At 72.4% G+C, this 15,384-nt stretch carries 12 protein-coding genes; 3 read left to right on the top strand and 9 right to left on the bottom strand.

Features of this window, described 5'->3' with window-relative positions; translation table 11 throughout:
* Nucleotides 1-89: 89 nt before the first annotated feature.
* The 3 genes from ACQUQ1_RS00145 to lpdA form a co-directional block, all read right to left on the bottom strand.
* Nucleotides 90-2,057, bottom strand: a complete 1,968-nt coding sequence (locus tag ACQUQ1_RS00145) for an ABC transporter ATP-binding protein (RefSeq protein ID WP_435062021.1) — start codon at nucleotides 2,055-2,057, stop codon at nucleotides 90-92.
* Nucleotides 2,058-2,143: 86 nt separating this feature from the next.
* On the bottom strand, nucleotides 2,144-2,476 hold the full coding sequence (locus ACQUQ1_RS00140; protein ID WP_435062019.1) for a hypothetical protein: 333 nt from the start codon (nucleotides 2,474-2,476) through the stop codon (nucleotides 2,144-2,146).
* A 57-nt stretch (nucleotides 2,477-2,533) separates the two neighbouring features.
* On the bottom strand, nucleotides 2,534-3,961 hold the full coding sequence (gene lpdA / locus ACQUQ1_RS00135; RefSeq protein WP_435062017.1) for a dihydrolipoyl dehydrogenase: 1,428 nt from the start codon (nucleotides 3,959-3,961) through the stop codon (nucleotides 2,534-2,536).
* 173 nt (nucleotides 3,962-4,134) lie between these two features.
* On the opposite strand from lpdA, the gene ACQUQ1_RS00130 reads away from it, so the two are divergent.
* Together ACQUQ1_RS00130 and ACQUQ1_RS00125 are read left to right on the top strand one after the other, a co-directional pair.
* The gene (locus tag ACQUQ1_RS00130; RefSeq protein WP_435062015.1) at nucleotides 4,135-4,323 is read left to right on the top strand and encodes a hypothetical protein; all 189 of its coding nucleotides are present in this window, start codon (nucleotides 4,135-4,137) and stop codon (nucleotides 4,321-4,323) included.
* A gap of 55 nt (nucleotides 4,324-4,378) precedes the next feature.
* Nucleotides 4,379-5,593 (top strand): hypothetical protein, encoded by a 1,215-nt coding sequence (locus ACQUQ1_RS00125; protein WP_435062013.1) that lies wholly within the window; start codon nucleotides 4,379-4,381, stop codon nucleotides 5,591-5,593.
* A gap of 78 nt (nucleotides 5,594-5,671) precedes the next feature.
* On the opposite strand, the gene ACQUQ1_RS00120 is transcribed toward ACQUQ1_RS00125, so the two are convergent.
* The 4 genes from ACQUQ1_RS00120 to ACQUQ1_RS00105 all read right to left on the bottom strand — a co-directional run bounded on the left by ACQUQ1_RS00120 (nucleotide 5,672) and on the right by ACQUQ1_RS00105 (nucleotide 11,164).
* Nucleotides 5,672-7,537 (bottom strand): cation:proton antiporter domain-containing protein, encoded by a 1,866-nt coding sequence (locus tag ACQUQ1_RS00120; RefSeq protein WP_435062011.1) that lies wholly within the window; start codon nucleotides 7,535-7,537, stop codon nucleotides 5,672-5,674.
* Nucleotides 7,538-7,623: 86 nt separating this feature from the next.
* Complete coding sequence (locus ACQUQ1_RS00115; RefSeq protein ID WP_435062009.1) at nucleotides 7,624-9,588, bottom strand: AMP-dependent synthetase/ligase; 1,965 nt, start codon at nucleotides 9,586-9,588, stop codon at nucleotides 7,624-7,626.
* Nucleotides 9,589-9,694: 106 nt separating this feature from the next.
* A complete protein-coding gene (locus ACQUQ1_RS00110) occupies nucleotides 9,695-10,615 on the bottom strand; it encodes an MBL fold metallo-hydrolase (RefSeq protein WP_435062797.1) in 921 nt (306 codons plus the stop codon).
* Nucleotides 10,616-10,870: 255 nt separating this feature from the next.
* Entirely contained in the window at nucleotides 10,871-11,164 is a 294-nt protein-coding gene (locus ACQUQ1_RS00105; protein WP_435062007.1) for a hypothetical protein, read from the bottom strand.
* A gap of 894 nt (nucleotides 11,165-12,058) precedes the next feature.
* Here ACQUQ1_RS00105 and ACQUQ1_RS00100 point away from each other — a divergent pair.
* Complete coding sequence (locus ACQUQ1_RS00100; protein ID WP_435062005.1) at nucleotides 12,059-12,661, top strand: TIGR00296 family protein; 603 nt, start codon at nucleotides 12,059-12,061, stop codon at nucleotides 12,659-12,661.
* 66 nt (nucleotides 12,662-12,727) lie between these two features.
* On the opposite strand, the gene ACQUQ1_RS00095 is transcribed toward ACQUQ1_RS00100, so the two are convergent.
* Both ACQUQ1_RS00095 and ACQUQ1_RS00090 read right to left on the bottom strand, forming a co-directional pair.
* A complete protein-coding gene (locus tag ACQUQ1_RS00095) occupies nucleotides 12,728-13,891 on the bottom strand; it encodes a nicotinate phosphoribosyltransferase (RefSeq protein WP_435062003.1) in 1,164 nt (387 codons plus the stop codon).
* Between the two features lie 71 nt (nucleotides 13,892-13,962).
* Nucleotides 13,963-15,372 carry an Hvo_1808 family surface protein gene (locus ACQUQ1_RS00090; protein ID WP_435062001.1) on the bottom strand — a complete coding sequence of 470 codons (1,410 nt, stop codon included), beginning with the start codon at nucleotides 15,370-15,372 and terminating at the stop codon, nucleotides 13,963-13,965.
* Between the last annotated feature and the right edge of the window lie 12 nt (nucleotides 15,373-15,384).

Genomic DNA, 15,384 nt, shown 5'->3' with positions numbered 1-15,384 from the left:
AACACAGGGGCGGGAGGCGGAAATACCCTCGGGCGGGCGCGGGCGCGCGTGAGCGCGACCGGGGCGGGAGGGGGCGGCGCCCGCCGGAGCTAGTCGTCGTCCGTGGGCGCGACGGCCGGCTCCGGTCGCTCCCCGTCCTCGCCCGCCTGCCGCGCCCACAGGGCCGCGTAGTCGCCGTCCGCGGCGACCAGTTCGTCGTGGGTGCCCTGCTCTGCGATCCGGCCCTCCTCCATGACGACCACGCGGTCGGCGTCGCGGATGGTCGACAGCCGGTGGGCGATGACGAACGCCGTCCGGTCGGCGATGAGCCGGCGGAGGCTCCGCTGGATCAGCTCCTCGGTCTCGGTGTCCACGTCGGAGGTCGCCTCGTCGAGGACGATGATCTCGGGGTCGTTCAGGAGGGCGCGCGCGATGGCGATGCGCTGGCGCTGGCCGCCCGAGAGCTTCACGCCGCGCTCGCCGATCTGGGTGTCGTAGCCGTCCGGGAGGTCGGTGATGAACTCGTGGGCCTCCGCCGCCTTCGCGGCCTCGACGATGCGCTCGCCCGGGCCGGCGCCGTCCCCGGTCCCGTCGCCGTCGTCGTCCGAGTCGCCCTCCTCCAGCGCCGAGAGGTCGCCGTAGCCGATGTTCTCGGCGGCGGTGCCCGAGAACATGTACGGGTTCTGCTCGACGATGCCGACGTGCTCGCGGAGCGCGGCGAGGTCGTACGCGCGCACGTCGACCCCGTCGACCTCGACGGCGCCGGCGTCCACGTCGTAGAAGCGCGGGATGAGCTTGAGCAGCGTCGACTTCCCGGCGCCGGTCGTGCCCGCGAGGCCGACCGTCTCCCCCGGCTCGACGTCCAGGTCGACCCCGGAGATGACCTCCTCGTCGTCGGTGTAGCCGAAGCGGACGCCGTCGAAGGTCACGCGGCCGTCGACCGACTCCGGGACGTGCGGGTCCGCGGGGGAGGTCACCTGGGGGTCGTGGCCGAGCAGGCCGAACACCCGCTCGGCGCTCGATTTGGCGAGCTGGTACTTGTTCGCGGTCTTGCCGACGCGTCGCATCGGGGAGTAGAGCCGGCGCAGGAGGAGGAAGAACAGCGCGACCGACCCGGCGGTGAGCGTCGCGGGGTCTGCGTTGCCGAGGCCGTAGCGGATGATATCGCTGCCGGCGATCCAGAGGATGGCGACGAAGACGACGCCGGTGAGCAGCCGGAGCCCGGAGAAGAACGCCCGCCGCGCGCGGATCGCCTCGACCTTCTCGTCGTGGTAGCGCTCGCTCTGGGCGGCGACGCGGTCGAACTCGAAGTCGTGGCGGTTGAACGCCTTGATCACGCGGGCGCCGCCGATGTTGTTCTCCAGCCGGGAGTTGAGCCGGGAGACCGTCTCGCGGATGCCGCGGTACTTCGGCTCGATCCACGTGAGGAAGCGCCCCGACGCCAGCCCGATGACCGGCACCGGCGCCAGCGCGACGAGCGCGAGCTTCGGCGAGTAGGTGTACATGATCGCCGCGATCCCCCCCACGGTGGCGACGACGCGGATCGCCTGCCGGATCTCGGTGTTGAGGAACTGCTCCAGGCGGTTCACGTCCTGGTTCAGCACGGACATCATCGCCCCCGTCTGGTGGTCCGCGAAGAAGCCCAGCGAGAGGTGCTGCATGTGGTCGTACGTGTCGTTGCGGAGGTCGCGTTGCACCTTCTGGGCGGTCGACTGGAACAGGTACCGCGAGGCGAACCGCGTCACCGAGCGGATCAGGTACGCCAGCGCCGCGATGACGACGAGCCGCTGGAGGAACGCCAGCCGCGCGGCCTCCCCCGCGATGGTGCCGGAGGGGAGGAGGCCGGCCTGCGCGAGCAGCCCCGCCTCGCCGCTCCCGAGGATGACGCGGTCGATGGCCGCCGCGACCAGCAGCGAGGGGAGCAGCCGGGCGAGCCGGGTGGTGATCGCCGCCGCCAACCCCACCGACAGCCGGGGCCAGTAGGGCACGCAGTACCGGAGCAGCCCGGACATCGGGTTGCCGTCGACGGACTCGCGGATCTCCGCGAAGTCGCCGTGGTCGTCCTCCGCGTCGCTCATTACGTTTCGAAACACGCCGGCGATACAAAGGCCCACGGGACTCGGATCGTCGGGTTCGGGGCGGCGGACGCGGCGGTCCGGGGTCGTTACTCGTCGTCGAGCAGGCGCGTCCGGTCGATGGGGACCGCCGTGAGGCCGCCCGCGTTCCCGTTGCCGTACGCGTACAGCACGACGCCCGCCTCCACGTCGACGGCGCGCTTGAGCGTCCCGCTGAAGTCGTCGTCGCGGAACCGCGCGCCGACGAGCTTCGACAGCGGGTCCTCGTCGGGGCCGCCACCCTCCTCGCCGTCGTTCCCGTCGTCGCGCTCGGCGGTTCCGGGGACCGGCTCGAACGTCGGTCCGTCGGCGGCGGCGGCCGCGTCGCCGTCGCCCTCGATGTCGTCGTCGCTCATGTCCGTGTCGCGGTCGAACAGGCCCATGGGTGCGGGGACTCGCCGTCGTGTGAAAAGCGTGACGCGAACGGGGCGGCGACCCGCCTACCGGTTCAGCGTGTGGATCGCCTGCCCCATCGCGTTCTCGGCGGCCTCCATCGTCGCCTCCGCGAGCGTGGGGTGGGTGTGGATCGTCGCGGCTACGTCCTCCAGCGACGCGCCCATCTCGACGGCGAGCGCGAGTTCGGCGATCAGCTCGGAGGCCTCGGGACCGACGATCTGGCCGCCGAGCACGAAGCCGGTCTCCTCGTCGGCGACGATCCGGACGAACCCCTCGGTGTGGGTCGTCGTGAGCGCGCGCCCGGAGGCGTTGAACGGCATCTGCCCGACGACGGGCGTGAAGCCCTCCGCCTCGGCCTCGGCCTCGGTGAGGCCGACGGTCGCGATCTCGGGGTCGGTGAACACCGCGGCGGGCACCGCCTGGTAGTCGAGCGCGGCGGGTTCGCCGGCGGCGACCTCCGCGGCGACGATGCCCTCCTTGCTGGCCTTGTGCGCGAGCATCGGCTCGCCGGCCACGTCGCCGACGGCGAAGATCGAGTCCACGTCGGTCCTGGCCTGGTGGTCCGTCTCGATGAAACCGTCCTCGTTCGGTTCGAGGCCGACGTTCTCCAGCTCCAGCGTGTCGGTGACGGGCGAGCGGCCGACGGCGACGAGCACCTTGTCCGCGAGGTACTCCGACTCCTCGCCGTCCTCCGTCTCGGTGGCGACGGCGACGCCGCCGTCGGCGGTCTCCTCCCAGCCGGCGGCGCCCTCGCCGAAGTGGAACTCCACCCCCAGCTCCTCGGCGCGTTTGCGGACGATGCGCCGGACGTCCTCCTCGTACCCGGGGAGCACGTCGTCGAGCATCTCGACCACGGTCACGTCCGTGCCGAGCTTCGCGAGCATCGTCGACAGCTCCATGCCGATGTAGCCGGCGCCGACGACGACGAGGCTGTCCGGGAGCGTCTCCATCCCCAGCAGGTCGCGCGAGGAGAGCACGTACTCCCCGTCGAACTCGAAGCCGGGCACCTGGATCGGCCGCGACCCCGTGGCGACGATCGCGTGCTCGAACTCGATGGACTCGCTGCCCTGCCCGGCGCCGCCGTGGGCGACGCGGAGCTTGTTCTCGTCGGCGAACGTGGCGGTCCCCTCGACGAGGTTGACGCCGTTGGCCTTGCAGAGCTTCTCGACGCCGCCGGTGAGCCGGTCGACGACGCCCCCCTTCCAGCGCTGCATGCGCTCCACGTCGACGGCCGGGTCGGCGTAGACCCCCATCTCCTCGGCGTTGCCCGCCTCGTGGGCGACGTTCGCGCCGTGGATGAACGCCTTCGACGGGATGCAGCCGTGGTTGAGGCAGGTGCCGCCGTACGCGTCCCGCTCGATGAGCGTCGTGTCGAGCCCCAGCTGTGCCGCGCGGATGGCGGCGACGTAGCCGCCCGGGCCGGCCCCGATGACCGCGACGTCCGTGCCTGTCGAGATGTCTCCGACGACCATTGCCCGTGTCTTTCGGATCCGGGATGATAAACTGGCAGGAATTGCGGACGCGAACGGACGGCGCCACGAGCGACCGCGTTCGGTCGGTCGTCGCTCGTTCCCGCACCGCTCGCGTCGACCGGCGTCCGTCCCCTTCCGCAACGCCCATGCCGGCCGGCTCCCTCGGTCCGTGCGTGCCGACCGACCGCCGCCGCCTCGCCGCCGTCGGGTGTCTCACGGCCGCGATGCCGGCCGTGATGCTCGCGGTCGACCGCGGGCTCGTCCCGGCGTTCTCGCCGACCGAGCCCACGTGGTGGCTCCTCCCGTCGCTGGCGGTCGGATACTGGGTCGCGTGGGTCCGGTGGGCCGAGCGGGACTCCTGAGCCGCTGGAGCGGCGAGGTGGCTATATATATCCGTCCGCCGAAGCGAGTAGTGGAATGACACGAGAGCGACGCGAACGGCGGACGATGTCGCGGCGGGGGGCGCTGCGGGCGGGAACGCTGGCGGTCGGCGGGGTCGCGCTCGCGGGCGCGGCCGGGAGCGCCGCCGCGGCGACGACGACCGTCACCGGCGGCGGCGACGCGCTCCAGACGGCGATCGACGGCGCGGACGACGGCGACACGATCGTCGTCGCCGACGACGCGACGTACGACCCGGTGACGATCAACAAGTCCGACCTCACCGTCGAGACCGACGCGGACCCGACGATCAACGGCGGCGGCACGAACGTCGCCGTCAGCATCGACGCCGACGGCGTCACGCTGTCGGGCTTCACCGTCACGAACCCGGACGGCCTGCTCGGGGTCAAGGTGGAACGAGACATCGACGACGCGACGATCGAGGGCAACACGATCGAGGATATCGGCCCCACGGGCCGACTGGGTGTCACCGGAGTGATCGTCGGCCAGGGCGACCACGACGGGATCGCGATCGCGAACAACGAGATCCGGAACCTCGACCAGGAGACGACGGATGACTCCGGCTTCCCCACGGTGAACGGGATCCTCTTCGACGCCGACAACAGCGATCCCGGAACGGTCTCCGACTGCTCGGTCGTCAACAACACGATCGAGGGGATCGAGAGCGACGTCGCGCCGCTGGGGATCGTCGTCCAGCACGAGACTGAGGGACTGGCTATCGTCAACAACGAGGTGCGCGACCTCGTCGCCGCCGACGACACCGACTCCGATCCATCGGACGGCGTCGACTTCGGGTTCACCTTCGCGCAGGGACTCAACATCGCATCGCCGTCGACCGAGGACACGACGGTCGTGCGCAACGTGTTCGAGAACATCACCAGCGCGGAGACGATCCTCCCCGAGGCGGTGAAGATCGACGGCGACGGCGCCGGCGTCCGCTTCCGGGCCAACCGCTTCGAGGTCGCGATCGGGGTGAACAACCGAAACGGCACCGACGGCGGCAACCGCGACCCCTCGAACGATCCCGAGGTCGACGCGCGCAACAACTGGTGGGGGAGCCGCGACGGTCCCGAGGAGGCCGCGTTCAACCAGGACGCCGACGACGACGAGCGGGCGGACGTGGTCGGCAACGTCGCCTACGAGCCGTTCCTGCGGAACCCGCCGGGCGGAGGAGGCGGCGGCAACGGGGGAGGGAACGGCAACGGCGGCAACGGAAACGCCGGCGGTAACTGAATCGGCGGTCCCGGTCGACCTCCGCCGGACCGCGAGGCCCCCGAGGGCGACGCGGTCGGCCGGCCCGGGGCGGCGTCGCTACTCGGGATGGAGGCGCTGCATCGCGGTCCGGACGTCCTCGCGGTTGCCGATGACGGTGACCCGGTCCCCTCGCTGCAGGGTGAACCCCTGATCGGGCACCAGCGTCTCCCCGTCGCGGGCGACGAGCGCGATCAGGCTGTTCCCGGGGAGCTCCGAGCCCAGGTCGGCGACGGTCTTGCCGTCCGTGTCGTCCGAGGTGATCTCGATCTCCTGGACGTCGCCCGAGCGACCGATCTCGTTCATCCAGTTGGCCAGCGCCGGCCGCTCGATGTAGTTGTCGAGGGCCTGCGCGGTCGCGAACACCGACGAGACGGTCCGCACGCCCAGCTCCTCGAACGCGTCGACGTTGTCGGGATTGTTCACCCGCGCGAGGACGGTCTCCGGGTCGAACTTCGACTCGGCCAGCTGGGCCACCAGCAGGTTCACGTCGTCGTCCCCCGTGGCGGCGACGACGATGCGGGCGTTCTCCGCGCCCGCCGACCGGAGCACGTCCGTGTCGGTGCCGTCGCCGATGTGGACCTTGTGTCCCCCGTCTCTGGCGATCTCTACCACGTCTTCGTCGTTCTCGATGAGGACCACCTCCTCGCCGCGGTCCTCGAGGCGGTCGGCGAGCGTGCGGCCCACCGTCCCGCCGCCGATGATGAGTACTCTCATTGGAATCACGTCGAGCTTCTCCGCGATCTGTCTGGCGAACCCGCCCTCCAGCACCACCGTCGCCATGATGACGAGGAAGACCGTCCCGACGAGGACGTTCGCCGCCGCCATCATTCCCGCGTTCGCCAGTTCGACGGCGAACAGGGTCGCGACGGACGCCGGGATGATACCGCGCGGGCCGACCAGCGACATGAACACGCGCTCGTTGCGCTCGAAGCTGTCCCCGACCGTCGACAGCATGACCAGCGCCGGCCGGATGACGAACATCACCGCGACGACGACCGCGACGCCGCCGACCCCGAGCCGGATCAGGTTCTCGAACTCCAGCAGCGCCGCCAGCGAGATGAACACGAACGAGAGGACCAGCAGGGTGATGTCCCCCTTGAAGTCCGTGATCTGCTCCTCGTACGGGATGTCCGCGTTGCCCAGCAGGATGCCCGCGACGGCGACGGCGGCGATCCCCGCCTCGGTGCGCACGAGGTTCGCCTCGCCGTAGGCGACGAGCGCCCCCGCCAGCACGAGCAGCCGGGCGTTCCGCGGGGCGTTGCCCGGCGAGAGATCGACGTACCGGAGCGCGTAGTAGACGACGGCGGCGACGAGCGCGCCGACGACGACCCCGACGCCGAGCCGCTCCGCGAACAGCGCGATCAGCTCGACGGGGTCGGTGGTGTCCGAGACGATGGCCTCGAAGATGACGACCGCGAGGATCGCGGCGGTCACGTCGTTGACGATCCCCTCGGTGTCGAGCGCGGTGGCGACCCGGTCGCGCACCGGCACCACGTCGAGGATCGGCGCGATCACCGTCGGGCCGGTCGCCACGAGCAGCGCCCCGACGAGCGCGGCGACGAGCCACTCGACGCCCAGCGCGAACCGAACGACGGCGGTCGTGCCGAGGAACGCGATGGCGGCGCCGACCGTGACCAGTCGGATCGACGCCGCCGGCGCCTGGCGGAGCTCGTCGATCTTCAGGTGGAACGCCCCCTCGAAGACGATGATGGCGACCGAGAGGCCGACGATGGTCGACAGCCCGGTCAGCCCGAACGTCTGCTGGGTGATGATGCCCAGCCCCTCCGGGCCGAGAGCGATACCGGCGGCGATGAGGAAGATGATGCTCGGGAGCTGATACCGATCCGACAGCAGCTGTGCGACGACGCCGACGGCGATGATGACGGCGACGACCGCGATCAGTTGGCCGGCTCCCGCCGACATCCCCTCACCTCCATAGGTGTGGCTCGGGAAGGCGAGTGAAAAAGGCCACTACTGCGGCGGCGACGGGGACCGGCGATCGCCGTGCGTCACTCGCCCGCGTACATGTCCTCGATCTCGTCGGCGTACCGGTCGAGGATGTTCCGGCGCTTCTTCTTCATCGTCGGCGTGAGCAGGCCGTTCTCCTCGGAGAACTCCTCGGGCACCAGCCGGAACCGCTTGACCGTCTCGTGGGACTCGAAGCGCCGGTTGACGCGGTCCACCTCGGCCCCGATCAGGTCGCGGACGCGGTCGTCGCGACACAGCGCGTCGGCGTCGTCGGGGAGGTCGTGCCCCTCCGCCTCGCCCCACTCGCGGACCGCCGCGAGGTTCGGGACGAGCAGCGCCGAGACGAACTTCCGGGCGTCGCCGACGACCATCGCCTGCTCGACGTACTCGCTGGCGGCGAAGGCGTCCTCGACCGCGCCCGGCGGGACGTACTTGCCCGTCGAGAGCTTCAGGAGCTGTTTCGCCCGCTCGCGGAAGGAGAGGTACCCGTCCGGACGGATCTCGACCACGTCGCCCGTGCGGAACCAGCGCTCGCCGTCGACCTCCGTGAAGGCCGCCTCGGTCCGCTCCGGGAGGCCGCGGTAGCCGCGGAAGACGTTCGGCCCGCGGACGAGCAGTTCGCCGACCTCGCCGCCGCCGTCGCCGACCCCGCCGTCGCCGGAACGGCCCCCGCCGCCGACCCCGCTCACGTCCTCGTCGACGCGCACGTCCACCCCGTGGACGGGCGGGCCGATCGTCCCCACCTTCGGCTCCTCGGGAGGGTTGACCGCGACGACCGGCGCCGTCTCGGTGAGGCCGTACCCCTCGAGGATCGGGAGGCCCATGCCGTGGTACAGCTCACAGAGGTCCGCCGACAGCGACCCCCCGCCGGAGATGAAGAAGTCGACGTTGCCGCCGAGCGCCTCCGTTACCGTCGAGAACACCAGCCGGTCCGCGAGTCGGTAGCGCGCCCGCAGGCCGACGCCGGGGTCGTCGGCGCGGTGGAACTCGCGGCCGACGCCGGTCGCCCACTCGAAGATCCGTCGCTTCACGCTCGACTCGGACGCCTGCTCGCGGATCGCCGCGTAGAGCTTCTCGTACACCCGGGGGACGCTCGTCGCCGTCGAGGGGCGCACCAGCCCGAAGTCCTCCCGGAGGGTGTCGGGGGACTCCGCGTACGCGACGGTGGCGCCCGCGGCGACCATCATGAAGTGGCCCGCGAGGCGCTCGAACACGTGCGCGAGCGGGAGGAACGACAGCGTGACGGTCGTCTCGTCGACGACGGGGACGTCCTCGGCCTTGTCCGGGCGGGGGCCGAACCGGCGCATGCACTGGTCGACGTTGGCGAGGAAGTTGCGGTGGGTGAGCTCGACGCCCTTCGGCGTGCCGGTGGTCCCGGAGGTGTAGATGAGGCTCGCGAGGTCGTCGAGGTCGCGCTCGACCACCCAGCCGTCGCCGGGGTCGACGGCGGCGCCGAGGTCGTGGACCTCCCCGAGCGTGTACACGTCCTCGCGCTCGTGCTCGTCGCCGTCGATCAGGACGGCGAACTCCAGCGAGAGGTCGTCCTCGACGGCGAGCACGCGGTCGAGCAGGTCGCGGTTCTCCACGACGACGCCCGAGGCGCCGGGGTCCGACAGGAGGTGCCGGACCTGATCGCGCGAGGAGGAGGTGTAGACGGTCGTGACGACCGCGCCGGCGCCCAGCAGCGCGAAGTCGGCGTGGGCCCACTCCATCCGCGTGTCCGCGAAGATCCCGACGCGGTCGCCGGCGGTCACGCCCAGTTCCCGGAGGCCAGCCGAGAGCCGACGGACCAGGTCGCGCAGGTCGCGGTAGGTCAGGTCCGCGTAGTCGCCGTCGGGCGCGGCGTCGACGACGCCCGCCCGGACGAGCGAGCGGTCGTAGGCGCCGCCCTTGTAGCGCTGAGCGACGCGGTCCGCGTGCTCGCGGGCGCTGGCGTCGAACGTCGCCGCGAGGGAGTCCCGGGTGACCCCGGGGTCGTACTCGCGTTCGGCCTGCCGCCAATCCATGCCCGCCCGTGGCAGGCGGCGTGTAATAAGTGGGTCCCTACTCGGGACACGTTGACGAGGGTTTGTTCGGCCGGCGGCGGTCCGACGGTCCCGACGGGGTCGCGACTCAGACCGTTTCGCCCCGCTCCTCCTTGTAGTCGAGGTAGCCGAGCACGCCGCGAGCGTTCAGCCGCTCCTCCTCGCGGGCCTTCTCCTCGCCCCACACCTCGATGTGGTCCTCCGGGGCGTGTTCGGCGAAGTGCTCGACGACGGCCTCGTCGTCGCCCAGCTCCTCGCGCTTCCGCCGGACGGCCTCCACCCACTCGGCGAGCGTGCGCTTGTATTCCGCGAGCAGCTCGTCCTCGAACTCGCGGGGACCGAAGTGGCCGAAACAGAGGTACCGCGGGTCGAGCTCGCGGATCGCGTCGGCGTCCTCCTGACAGCCGTGGAGGTCGAACCGCGAGGGCGGCGAGGTCGGCTCGATCCGGTCGAGCTGCGGGACGTAGATGCCGGCGGCGTCGGCGGTGAACACCACGTCGTCGCCGCGGTCGTGGAAGACCACCTGGTGGGGCGCGTGGCCCGGGGCGTGGTGGACGTCGAGGTCGCGGTCCCCCAGGTCGAGCGTCTCCCCGCCCGAGAGCGTCTCGATGCGGTCCTCCGGGATCGGTTCGGGCTCGACGTAGAAGCGCCACTGGTCGCCGACGGCGGCCTTCGTGCCGGCGACGAGGCGCCCGGGGTCGACGAGGTGTTCGGCGCCCGTCTCGTGGACCATCACGGTCGCCTCGGGGTAGCGCTCCGCGAGGAAGCCCGCGCCGCCCGCGTGGTCGAGGTGGACGTGCGTGGGGAGGACGTACGCGGGCGTCATCCCGAGGTCGTCGAGCGCGTCGAACAGGTACTCGCGGTTGGTCCCGATGCCGGTGTCGATCACCGCGGGGCGCTCGGCATCGAGCAGGTAGACGGAGCCGTAGTTGGCGGTGTCGTACATGCCGGTGTCGAGACAGTAGAGGTCCGTGCAGCCGGGGACCGGGGCGTACTCGCCGGGCTCGATGTCCATGGGGGAACCCGCGTCAGTCTGTACCAAAAGGATTCGGGAGGCGGCGGGGGCGCGGAGCCCGGATCCGGACGACTGCTCCGCGGCGGGCCGGTCGTCGCTCGCGGCGGCGCGACCGCCGAGCCGTCGGCTCCCGGAACGACTGCGCGGAGGGCGGGTCCGGCGGGGGAGGGCGGGGTCGACGGGTTGAGGGCGGCGGTCGCGGGGGAACGGGCGGATGCGCGGCGGCGACGGGCGGGGCCGTGCCGGGGGCTACGCGTTCACGTCCGGGCCGTCGTCGACGAACCGGACGGTGAACCGCTCGTAGCCGCCGTAGGCCGTCTCCAGGGATCCGAGCCACCAGTTCCACCGTTCGACCAGGTCGTGGTCGTCGGGCGCGTCGGCCATGTTCTCGATGACGTCCTCGACCGTGAGCTGGTGGCCGCGGTCGGCCTCGACCTTGCCGGAGTCGGCCAGGTCCCGCGCCTGGCGGGCGACGGTGCGGCGAGCCTCCGCGGTACCCCCGAACTCGCGTTCGAGCGCCGCCGTGAGTTCTCTGCTGTCCACATCGACCGTAGGGGGTCCATCCCTTTTAGTTAGCCGGGTGTGTGTCAGCCGTTCGCACGACCGGCGTCCGACGGTTAGGCGGTGCCTCACCGTCGCGACCGGCGGGACCGGAGGGGGCTCGCCCGCCCGGATCGCGGCCGCGACGGACCGGGGCCCCCGCGAGCGGGCGGCGCCGTCGCTGCGGGGCGCGAGCGGCTGAGGGGAGTAAGCCCCCTTCTGTTCGTCCCGACATTCGGCTGAGCGCCCGCGTCGTTCGCGGGGCGCGGCGCCCCGCTGGGCCGCACGGCGGTCCGTGCGGCGACCCGGACTACCGTCGGGGCGGCGACCGCGCGGCCGCCGCCCGTCGACGCGGGCTTGCACCGGCGAGGATTCGCCGTTCCATCCGTTCCCGCCCGTCGCGCGGCGCGAGCCGCGGCCCTCGGTGGGTCAACTCCCTCCCCTCTCGGGTCGGTTCGCCCGCCCGCGGCGGGACCGCGGGCGGCGGCGGCGCCGGCGGACCGGCGGCCGCCGCACCTCATCGGTCGGGGCGGGGGGTCTCGTTGCTGTTCCAGAGCCAGCCGTCTCCGACTCCGGGCTTGCGCCCGGTCGCCCGTCCGGGGGTGGGGGGACTTTCCTCGTGCGCCGTCGTCGCCTCGGGCGCACGGGGGTCGGGCTCCCTCTGCCGATCCGGGCTACGCCGGTGCCCCGGATAAACCGTTCGGGGGCGCGGCGCCGACCCGCCCCCGGGAGCCTGCCGCCTCCGCGGACTCGACCCCCCGAACGTCGATACTTCCGACCGCCGGGATCGATCCACCCGAGCATCGATCCCCCCGGAGCGGTCCCCCGCGAACTGGTGTGTGAGCCGTTCACACGCCCGAGGGAAGCGTTCAAGTCGGCGGGGGCCCCACTACGTCCATGTCCGAAGCGCAGACCGTGCGGCTCACCTACGAGGACGGCGCACGCGCGGTCGAACTCGCTCGGGAGTCGGTCGAGGCGTTCGTACTCCAGGGCCAGCGCGAACAGCCGGGGAGCATGCGCGACGCCTTCTACGCCCGAACCGGCGCGTTCGTGCGTCTCCAGTCCACCCGCGGACGCGGACGGATGCGAGGGTGTGCGGGGTCGTATCGCGGGACGGACCAGCTCGGCCACGCCATCGTCGAGGCGGCGATCAAGGCGGCCTCCGACGACACCGGCGGCTCCGAACTCGAACCGAAGGAGCTGGACTCCGTGCTCGTCTCGACGTACGTCGTCTCGGAGGTCACGCTCACGAACGACCCCGTCGAGGACATCGAGCTCGGGCGACACGGCGTCGCCATCGACCACGACGGCAAGCACGGCTGGCTCTACCCGACGATCCCCGTCGAGAACGGCTGGAGCAAGGAGCGGTACCTCTCGCGCGTCTGCCGCAAGGCCGGCCTCTCGCCGACCGCCTGGCAGGACGAGGACACGATGGTGACGCTCATCGACGGTCAGGTGTTCCGCGAGCGCCGCGACGGCGGCAGCGTCGAGCAACTGTAGCCCGGCGGAACCGGCTTCCCCGCGACAACCCGCGCCCGACAGCCACGCGTCCGCCCGTCCCGCCGCTCACTCCGCCCGGAACCCGACCGACTCCGCCTCCGCCCGCGCCCGCTCGGCGGCCGCGTCGACGTCGAACTCCCGCACCACCTCGCCGTCGCGGATCAGCGGCTCCAGCAGCGCCTCGCCGTCCTCGGGGCCGTCGTGTCCGCGGAGGCCGACGTGGTGGCCGCCGTCGGGCGTCCGGTACACCTCCTTGACCCCCGAGAGCTTCCCGCGCTTGGCGACGGGGTCGCCGTCGACCTCCACGATGTCGAGCGCGAAGTCGACCGGGTCGGCGTTGGAGACGTAGCCCCCGACGCCGAAGCCGTCGGCCACGTCGCGGAGGCGCCGGAGGTCCGCGGGGCCGAGGCCCCCCGAGAGGAACACGTCCACGTCGCCCTCGCCGCGGGCGTCCAGTTCCCACCGGACCTCGCGGACGATGTGGCGGAAGTCGCCGCGGCGCGAGCCGGTCGTGTCGAGGCGGACGCCGTCGAGGCGGTCGCCGAGCGTCTCGACGGCCCGGATCACCTCGTCCTTCTCGTCCGAGAAGGTGTCACACAGCGCGATCCGGGGCACCCCCTCGGGGACGGCCTCGTCGAACGCGCGCCAGGCCGCCTCCTGGTTGCCGCGGCCGAAACACAGCACCAGCGCGTGCGGCATCGTCCCCGAGGCCTCCCGGCCGATCACCTCGCCGGCGGCGACGTGCGAGAAGCCGTCGAGGCCGCCGACGAGCGCGCTCCGCTCGACCATCGCGGCGACGCTCGGGTGGACGTGGCGGGCGCCGAACGAGAGGACGCTCGCGTCGGGCGCCGCGCGGCGGCACTCCAGGGCCGCGGTGGCGACGCCGGAGGCGTGCGAGAGGAAGCCCAGAAGCGACGTCTCCAGGGCCGCGAACTCCAGGTACGTCCCCTCGATCCGGAGGACGGGGCCGCCGTCGAAGGCCGTCCCCTCGGGGAGGGCGTCGACGTCCACGTCGTGGCCGGCGAGGAGGGCGGCGGCGTCCTTCACGCCCGCGAGCAGTTCGAACTCGCCGTCCGGGAACTGGTCGGCGGTCACCTCGGCGACGACGTGCGGGTTCCGGCCGGCGTGGCGGAGCGTCTCCACGGTGCGCTCGAAGTACGCGTCGGTCGCGCGCGCCTCGCGGATCGCGTCGCTCCCCACGATGTCGAAGTCGCGGGACGTGGCGGTCATGGCCGCGGGTTCGCCCGGCCGACGCAAAAAGTCACGCCATCGGCCGACGGGACGGGGTCGGCGCGGACCGGTCAGCCGGGCGGGTCGCGGACGCCGTCGAGGGCGGCGACGGTCGGCGCGTTCGTGATCACGACCGTCCGACCGTCGCGCTCGATCCGGAAGGCGTCCGCGAACGGGCCGTCCGGCACCCGGTACACGCCGGCGTCGCGGTCGACGACGCGGGCGCCGAGCCGGAGCTGGAGCATCGTTCGGTAGGCGCGACGGAACTCCGCGGCCTCCGCGGCGCTGTCGAACCGGATCGCCCAGACGTAGCCGTAGGCGGCGTCCTCCCCGTCGCCGCGGCGGTACGGGACGAGCCGGTCGCCCGCCCAGCCGTCGGAGGGGCCCGCGGTGTAGTTTCGCGTCGAGTACGGGAGGTCGCCGGCGCGATAGCCCCCGCCGGCGTAGTCGTTGGACCAGAACATGGCGAACAGTCCCGCCTCGCCGAGGCGCTCGCTTCGCCGGTCGAGGTCGAACCGCGACCAGCGGTCGCCCGAGCGGTCGGCGAGCGCGACCTCCTCGGGGCGGTCCTCGGGGTATCGCTCGGGGTGGATCGTCTGCTCGGTCGAGACGGGGCGGTCCTCGTAGGCGGCGTTCACCGCGCCCCACCCGCCGCGCTCGCGGAGGCGGTGGACGAACGCCGGGCCGTCGGCGTACGGCTGGTAGACGTACGCGAACAGCCCGCGGTCGATCGGCTCGCCGCCGCCCCCGCCGGTCCGCTCGGGCCGTGGGACGCACGCCCAGCCGTCGGCGCCGGTCGCGGTCTCGTTGCCCGGGCCGGCCGCGCACCGGTCGAGGTACAGCGTCTCGACGTAGCGGGCGTCCCCCTCGGTGAGGCCGTTGTGCGCGAGGCCGGCGTCCCGGGTTCGGGCGCCCGCGAAGCCGAAGTGCTGGTCCTGGAGCGCGTGGACCAGCTCGTGCGCGAGCGTCCCGCGGTCGATCCGCGGCTCGTCGGCGTCCGAGACGATCACGATCCGGTCCTCCGAGGGCGTGTAGTAGCCGAGGACCGACCCGCCGTACAGCGCGTCGAACTCGCGGGCGACGTCGCGGTCCTCGCCGACGATCAGCGCCGCCTCCCACACCTGGTTGTGCCAGGCGCCGTACCCCTCGGGGCGGTCCCCGGAGAACACCGAGCGCTCTCGGTACTCGGCGCGAGAGATCACCTCCACTGGAACCGGCTCGCGGAACTCCAGCCCGCGGACCCGCTCGACCCGGGCCGTGGTGCGGGCGACGAACGCCTCGCGCTCGGCGGCGTCGAGCCCGTCGCTCTGGTTCACGTCGATCGACTCGTTCCACCAGACGCCCGCCTCCCAGCCGAGGCGGTCGCTCGGGGGGTCCTCGGGGTACGTCCAGTCGTCGTCGGGGGCCGGGCCGGCGGTGGGCGCGCTACAGCCGGCGAGCACGAGCGTCGCCGCCAGCAGGACGGGGAGCGCTGCGCGCACGGTCGTCGACGC

This window comes from Halobaculum sp. EA56, assembly GCF_051195075.1.
Classification (GTDB): Archaea; Halobacteriota; Halobacteria; order Halobacteriales; family Haloferacaceae; genus Halobaculum.
This window is presented reverse-complemented; position numbering and strand designations above follow the sequence as displayed.

Bases quoted from the DNA above. Each gene is read 5' to 3' on its own strand.
- ACQUQ1_RS00140 (WP_435062019.1), bottom strand. From the start codon at position 2,476: ATGGGCCTGTTCGACCGCGACACGGACATGAGCGACGACGACATCGAG.
- ACQUQ1_RS00115 (WP_435062009.1), bottom strand. From the start codon at position 9,588: ATGGATTGGCGGCAGGCCGAACGCGAGTACGACCCCGGGGTCACCCGG.
- ACQUQ1_RS00125 (WP_435062013.1), top strand. From the start codon at position 4,379: ATGACACGAGAGCGACGCGAACGGCGGACGATGTCGCGGCGGGGGGCG.
- ACQUQ1_RS00145 (WP_435062021.1), bottom strand. From the start codon at position 2,057: ATGAGCGACGCGGAGGACGACCACGGCGACTTCGCGGAGATCCGCGAG.
- lpdA (WP_435062017.1), bottom strand. From the start codon at position 3,961: ATGGTCGTCGGAGACATCTCGACAGGCACGGACGTCGCGGTCATCGGG.
- ACQUQ1_RS00100 (WP_435062005.1), top strand. From the start codon at position 12,059: ATGTCCGAAGCGCAGACCGTGCGGCTCACCTACGAGGACGGCGCACGC.
- ACQUQ1_RS00095 (WP_435062003.1), bottom strand. From the start codon at position 13,891: ATGACCGCCACGTCCCGCGACTTCGACATCGTGGGGAGCGACGCGATC.
- ACQUQ1_RS00120 (WP_435062011.1), bottom strand. From the start codon at position 7,537: ATGTCGGCGGGAGCCGGCCAACTGATCGCGGTCGTCGCCGTCATCATC.